We start from the raw sequence: 5,915 nt of genomic DNA on the forward strand, positions 1-5,915 counted from the left end.
GACCAACGCGACTCCGGCCGCCGCCGGCGTCTGACCCCGCCACATCCGCACCACCCGCCACACCCGCACCACCCGCCGGCGGGCGCCGCGCCCGGGCCGGGTGCCGGTCGGCTCGCGTCCGACGTGCGATGGGTCGGGGGCGGATCGGCACGGGCGGCCGGCGCGAGGCGCCATCGGGCGCCCGCGCGGGCCGCGGACGAACCAGAGACAGGCGCGCCGCGGGGCGTGGGCGTGGTGCCGAGGGCCACTCGTCCATGGCCAGCCCCGCTACCTCACCGGAAATCCGGGAGCTCGACCAAAACAAACCGGCAAAATCGATGCCCGGTTGTCCTCGGCGGCTTGATTGGCTGTTTTTCTCGGCTGCTCGGAACCGCTGTTCGGCTGCTCCAGTGTGGCCCTTTCGTGGCCGCGTCGCCATCTTTTTGCTTTGCAGCAGTCGGGCGATGTTTGATGTTTCTGTCACACCACGACTACCCAACGGCGGTGATGGAGTCATGTCCTCTTCATGTGACCGTGGTGGCCCTCCACGGGAGCCGCTTGACCCGGTGCGGAGTACGGTGCCTGAACAGACGTCGACGCGCTCTCGCCCCGCCGAGCCCGTTCCGGTGGGGCTGATCCCCGGACAGCCGGCCGTGACCACATCGGGTCCGGGCAGTCCGCCAGCATCGAGTGATCCAGCCGAGGGAAGGAGGCTTGTGCCGCCGGACACGATCCAGCTCACCATCCCCGGTGCTCTGGTTTCGGTTCAGGCGGTGCAGGAGCCGGGAACCCTGATCGCGGACCGCAGCGGATGGCAACGCGCCGTGTTACGCGCATCCATGCCCTCCGCGGCGAAACTCGTCGCGTGCACCCTGGCGTGCCACATCGCCGAGGCGCCGGAGTTCCTCCCCGCCGGTGCGGCGGTGAGCGGCCCCGGGCTGATCACCCTGCGGGAGGAGACCGGCTACAGTCGGACCCACGTGCAGCGGCAGGTGTCCCTGCTGCGCCGGCAGGGTTGGCTGACCACCGTGGCGCGCCCGGCCGCCGGCCGGACGACCCGGTTTGCCCTGAGCATCCCCGACTCGATGGTCCGGGCCGGTCTCGTCCGGCTGGTCGAGCCGCCCGTCCAGGCGACTGGCGAGCCGGTCGGTGAGACGCCGGCCGGGGCCGCCGGCACCCAGGAATCCTCGCGCGAGTCGGGCCGCCGCCGCGGGCGCCGCAGTCGCGCCGGCTCCCATCCGAAGGGCGCCGCGCGGCGCCACACCCGCGAACGCGAGATGGCGACCGTGGGCAGCGAGGCACAGGACCGGGCCGGCGGCTTCGTCGTCGACCTCGTGCCCTCGCGCGATCGTGGCCCCTGCGCGCCGGCGGCCGCCCAGCCTCCCGAGGCTTATCAGCGTCCCGAGGCTTATCAGCGTCCCGAGGCTTATCAGCGTCCCGAGGCCCATCAGCCTCCCGAGGCTTATCAGGCTCCCGAGAGCTGGCGCCGCGAGGACTCTTCGCACCAGCCGGCGGACGTTCCCGCGGCGCCGGCCGAGCCGGCCACCGTCGACGCGGGTGCGCCGCCGCACCCCGCAGCGCCCACTGCCACCACGACCACGACCACGGAGGAATCGGAGCAGGAAGCCCCGCGCGCAGCGGCCCCGCATGCAAAGGCGATGTACGAGGCGGTGACGGGCGAGGCCACGGCGGGCGAGGCCACGGTGGATGAGGTCGCGGTGGATGAGGTCGCGGCGGACGAGCCCCCGGCGCCCACGGTTCCGCTGCCCCCGCCGCCGCCCGCGCCGATGACCCTCGCCGCGACCCAGGTGATCAACGTGCTGGCGAACGCGATGCGTCGCCCGACCTCCGACTTCCTGGAGATCTTCGGCAAGCTGCAGATCATCTTCGACGAGGACAACTGGGATCCGGTCACGCTGGCCCTGCACCTCGTCCACATCATCCAGACCGGGGTGCTGGTCGGGGACGGCGACGAGATCGACAACCTGTCCTGGCGTCTTGACCGGCTGCCGCGGGCCTCGACCGACTGCGAGTGCCGCTCCTGCCGGGAGCGCCGGGCCGACCAGTTGAAGTCGCCGTCCGCCCCTTCTCCCAAGGGCCGGTTCAACCGCTCGGGCGCAACGGGTCGCGGCACCGGCCGGCCGGCCGCGGCCGAGCCGAAACGCTCCGCGGCCGCGACGACCGAGGCACCGCCGGTAGAGATTCCGCGGCCTCCCCTCGAAGCGATCGAGCGAGCCGCCCAAGCGGCGCGCGAGGCCCGGCTGCGGGAACGCCAGCAGGCGGCGGGCGGCGCGGCCTGACCGGATCCGGCGCACTGTTGCACGGGCCCGTCGGTGGGTCATCATGGGAAGCCGGCGTCGACGGCGGCAGGTGACAGACATGGCGGAACGCGGATCCGGCGATGATCTTGACGCGGATGTGATCGTGGTCGGCAGCGGCTTCGGAGGCAGCGTCAGCGCCCTGCGCCTCACGGAGAAGGGCTACCGAGTCCTCGTCATCGAAGCGGGTCGCCGCTTCAGTCCGCAGACGCTGCCGCGCAACAACTGGCACATCCGCCGGTACCTGTGGCTGCCGCGGCTGGGATGCCACGGCATTCAGAAGATCACCTGGCTGGGGCGGGTCATCGCGCTGTCCGGGACGGCGGTCGGCGGCGGATCGGTCGTCTACGCGAACACCCTGTACCGGCCGCTGGACGCCTTCTACGCCGACCCACAGTGGCGCGGCATCACGGACTGGCGCGCGGAGCTGGCCCCCTTCTTCGAGCAGGCCGAGCGGATGCTCGGGGTGACCGCGAACCCGACGACGACCTACGCCGACGAGGTGTTCCACGCGGTCGCGGACGAGATGGGCGTCGGGCCGAGCTTCGCGCCAACGCGGGTCGGGGTCTTCTTCGGCCGCGACGGCCGGCAGGAACCGGGAGTCAAGGTACCCGACCCCTACTTCGGCGGGGTCGGGCCCGGCCGCACGGGCTGCGTCGAATGCGGCGAGTGCATGACCGGCTGCCGCCGCGGAGCGAAGAACACGCTGGACCGCAACTACCTGTTCCTCGCCGAGCGGGCCGGCGCGCAGGTCCGGCCCGACACCACGGTCACCGCCATCCGCCCGCGGTCCGGCGGTGGGTACGAGGTCGACGTTGTTCGGACGCCGGGAGTGCCCCGGCGCGGGCGGCGGACGTTGACGGCGGGGCAGGTCGTGTTCGCCGCCGGCACCCTCGGGACCCAGCGTCTGCTGCTCACGGCGCGCGAGCGCGGCGACCTGCCGGCCCTGTCGGCTCGGCTCGGCGAACTCACCCGGACGAACTCCGAGTCGATCCTCGGTGCGACGCGGTTCCGCCCGGACCCCCGGGTCGCCCGCGGAGTGGCGATCACGTCGTCGTTCTACCCGGACGGGCAGACCCACGTCGAGGCGGTCCGCTACGGCCGGGGCAGCAATCTGATGGCCCTGATCAGCGCGGCGATGACCGATGGCGGGGGCCGGCTGCCGCGCTGGCTGAAGTACCTGCGGGAACTGCTGGTCCGCCCGCACCACGCGCTGGCCATGGGGCTGCCCTGGCGCTGGTCCGAACGGACCATGATTGTTCTGGTGATGCAGGCGCGCGACAACTCGTTGACCGTGTCCCTGCGGCGCGGCCCGTTCGGCCTACGCTGGCTGACCAGCCGGCAGGGCCACGGCGACCCGAATCCGTCGTGGATCCCGGCGGGAAACGACGCCGTCCGCCGGATCGCGGCCCGGATCGGGGGCTACCCCGGCGGCTCCGTCGGCGACATCGCCGACGTCCCGATGACCGCGCACATCCTCGGCGGCGCGCCCATCGGCGCGGACCCGTCCAGCGGGGTGATCGACGGTTACCAGCGGGTGTTCGGATACGAGGGCCTGCACGTCGTCGACGGGGCGGCGATCTCGGCGAATCTCGGGGCGAACCCGTCGTTGACGATCACCGCGCAGGCCGAACGGGCCCTGTCGTTCTGGCCGAACAAGGGGGAATCGGATCCCCGTCCGACGCTGGGGCAGCCCTATCGGCGGGTCGATCCCCGGTCGCCGGCCCGCCCGACCGTGCCGGCGGATGCCCCAGGCGCGTACCGCATCGGCGACGCGGTCGCCGCGCCGCGTCGTTGACCGTCGCCTGCTGATCCGGACGCCCGCCTGCTGATCCGGACGCCCGCCGGCTGATCCGACGTCGGCGGCGGATCCGGCCGGTGGCGGGCTCGACGCCCGCCGGCCGGATGCCGCCGCCGCACGCCTCAGCGAGGCCGGCTGGGCTCACCGAACGTCGTGTCCACGCCCGGCATCTCCTCGAGGCTGTTCGTCGAGGTCGACAGGCGGTCGTCGAAGGCGTCGCGGCCGCTGGCCCGGTCGGTGGCCGCGGCCGAGCCGGTCGTGCCGCCGATCGGCGCCGGCTCCGCGGTGACCGTCGGGCTGTTCTGCTGGGCCAGGTAGCGGCGCACCGCGACGGTGCCCGCCGCACCGGCGCCGGCCAGGGCGAGCGTCAGCAGGCTGCGCCGGCGGCGGCGGTGCACCTTGGCGAGTTTGCCCTCGGCCTTGGCCAGCCGCTTCTCCAGGATTTCCTGGGCCTTGTCGGCCTGGCCGCGGGCCTTCGCCTCGTTGGCCACGGCCTTGCGGGAACGCTGCCGTTCCGAGCGCAGTTCGGCGGCTGCGCGGGCCCGCTCGGCGGACAGCTCCGCCTGGGACCGGGCCTTCTCGATCTTCCGGCCGGCTCGCCCGGAGACGGCGACGGCCTTCCCCGCGGCCTTACCGGCCGCCTTACCCGCGACGCGCGGGACGGCCGTCCCCCCGTGGGCCGCGGAGCCGGAGACGTCGGAGATCCGGTGGGCCACGGTCACCCCGGCGTCCCGGGTGGCCGATGCGGCGGTGCCGGCGGTCCCGCCGGCGATGGTTGCCGCGCGCAGGGCGGCCGTGCCGGCCCGGTCGGCGGCGTGCTTCGCCGCGTCGGAGAGCCCGCTGACCGGCGCGGTGTCGGTGACGTGCGAAATACGGTCCTTAAAGGTCGTGCTCATGGCGTCCTTCCCTGGAGCCGAGATCGTGGCGGAGGGTCGCGGGCGGTCAAGATCTGTGCAGTGTGCCGTACCCCGATGTCCGCCCTCTCCAACGCGCGGACGCCCGGCAGGCGTGTCACGCCGACCTGCGTGACATGCCTGGGCTGTGCACCGGGGTGTGCACAGGCCCGTCACGCGGTGCATGCCGATGCGGGCGGTGCGGAACGCCGGCTGCGCCCGGCGCATACGATCGGGTCCGGCTCGGGCGCCGTCTGACCGGACATCGACCCAGATCTGAAGAGAAGAGAGGCTCATGGCCGAGGAGCTGTACGCGACGCTGCGGACGACTCAGGGGGATATCGAGATCCGTCTGTTCCCCGATCACGCTCCCAAGACCGTCCGCAACTTCGTCGGGCTGGCGACCGGGACGCAGGACTGGACGGACCCGGCGAGCGGCGCCAAGAAGACCGGAACCCCGCTGTACAGCGGCACGGTCTTTCACCGGGTCATCCCGAACTTCATGATCCAGGGCGGGGACCCGCTGGGCTCCGGCCGCGGGGGTCCGGGCTACCAGTTCGCCGACGAGTTCCACCCCGACCTGACGTTCAGCAAGCCCTACCTGCTCGCGATGGCGAACGCCGGGCCGGGCACGAACGGCTCGCAGTTCTTCGTCACCGTCGCGGCCACCGACTGGCTCAACCGGAAGCACACGATCTTCGGCGAGGTCACCCGGGGCACCGACGTCGTCGACGCGATCGCGAAGGCGCCGACCGCCGCGCAGGACCGCCCGAAGTCCGACATCGTGATCCAGGAGATCGTCATCGACCGTCGGCCGGCCTGACCGGTCCGACCGGACCCACCTCGATGACTCAGCCACCGCCGGAGCCGGGCGGACCCGCGGGCGACGCGGGCTCCGGCCCGGCCGGGGCGGCCGGGCCGGGC

At 73.1% G+C, this 5,915-nt stretch carries 4 protein-coding genes; 3 read left to right on the forward strand and 1 reads right to left on the reverse strand.

Annotated elements, in window-relative coordinates:
- Nucleotides 1-695 precede the first annotated feature (695 nt).
- Nucleotides 696-2,279, forward strand: coding sequence for a hypothetical protein (locus ND748_RS22955; RefSeq protein ID WP_251748033.1), 1,584 nt, complete (start codon nt 696-698; stop codon nt 2,277-2,279).
- Nucleotides 2,280-2,358: 79 nt separating this feature from the next.
- A complete protein-coding gene (locus ND748_RS22960) occupies nt 2,359-4,095 on the forward strand; it encodes an FAD-dependent oxidoreductase (RefSeq protein ID WP_251748034.1) in 1,737 nt (578 codons plus the stop codon).
- A 125-nt stretch (nt 4,096-4,220) separates the two neighbouring features.
- Here ND748_RS22960 and ND748_RS22965 read toward each other — a convergent pair whose 3' ends face one another.
- On the reverse strand, nt 4,221-4,994 hold the full coding sequence (locus ND748_RS22965) for a hypothetical protein (RefSeq protein ID WP_251748035.1): 774 nt from the start codon (nt 4,992-4,994) through the stop codon (nt 4,221-4,223).
- A gap of 292 nt (nt 4,995-5,286) precedes the next feature.
- Here ND748_RS22965 and ND748_RS22970 point away from each other — a divergent pair, with 292 nt between their 5' ends.
- A complete protein-coding gene (locus ND748_RS22970; protein ID WP_251748036.1) occupies nt 5,287-5,814 on the forward strand; it encodes a peptidylprolyl isomerase in 528 nt (175 codons plus the stop codon).
- Nucleotides 5,815-5,915: the final 101 nt, after the last annotated feature.

It is taken from the genome of Frankia sp. AiPs1 (genome assembly GCF_023716945.1).
Classification (GTDB): domain Bacteria; phylum Actinomycetota; class Actinomycetes; order Frankiales; family Frankiaceae; genus Frankia.